The organism is Vibrio sp. 10N.222.55.C6, from assembly GCF_041473395.1.
In the GTDB taxonomy this organism is placed as follows: Bacteria; Pseudomonadota; Gammaproteobacteria; order Enterobacterales; family Vibrionaceae; genus Vibrio; species Vibrio crassostreae_C.
Genome location: NZ_JBFRSD010000324.1, coordinates 1 through 709, shown reverse-complemented (window position 1 = coordinate 709; position 709 = coordinate 1). Strand labels below are relative to the sequence as shown.

General features: G+C 40.1%; 1 protein-coding gene and 1 pseudogene. One reads left to right on the top strand and one right to left on the bottom strand.

The annotated features are described in order from the left end of the window. Positions 1-205 precede the first annotated feature (205 nt). A complete protein-coding gene (locus AB4486_RS23925; protein ID WP_061025806.1) occupies positions 206-436 on the top strand; it encodes a helix-turn-helix domain-containing protein in 231 nt (76 codons plus the stop codon). Between the two features lie 54 nt (positions 437-490). Here the strand turns inward: AB4486_RS23925 and AB4486_RS23920 are convergent. Next, positions 491-709, bottom strand: a pseudogene (locus AB4486_RS23920) (recombinase family protein); the annotation flags it as partial.

Below are 709 nucleotides of genomic sequence, written 5' to 3'. Positions count from 1 at the left end.
ATTTTTCTACTGCCTGATTTTGCTCACTTGTTGTTTGACAGCCAGCCAATACGGCCATTGATAATACGCCAAGTACACTTACTGATTTGTTTATGTTTTTACTCATAGCATCCTCAAATAAAATCACACCAGCACCCATATGGGTGCAACCTGCTTTTATCTTATATGCAATCCTATTTGCACCTATAATGGTGCAGATAAAAGCATGAACGAAGTCACAAAACGTAAGAACATTACTGGCTGTAGAATCAAAGAGATAAGATTAAGTAAAGGTTGGGCTCAGGCTGACGTAGAGCGTGAGTGCAGTTTGCTTGGTATTGATATAACTCGCAGCAAACTTGCCAAGATAGAAAGCGGAATGGTTCGTGTCACTGACGAGATGATCAGGGATTTGTGTGTCGTGCTAGGCGCCGATGCTAATTCGTTATTTGAGTAGCCCTATTAAAACTAAAAAGGGAAGATGTTTACTTCCCCTTTAACACTACACTCATCATTCTGTAAGTAACGGCTGTAGTCTTCGATTAACTGCCATATCATTGTCGACAAATCGTACAGCACCGCCCTTTCCGACTTTAAACTCAAACTGCTCATCAGTAACAAATGTCATCGTAATTAATGGCTCAGATTTTAAATCATGCCCCCGTAACTGAATCACAATGCTCTTACAAACGCTGTTAATTAGAGTTCTACACTTCAACCTAGCTTCTTT

Excerpts from the sequence above, each read along its gene's own strand:
- AB4486_RS23925 (WP_061025806.1), top strand. The coding sequence starts at position 206 with ATGAACGAAGTCACAAAACGTAAGAACATTACTGGCTGTAGAATCAAA.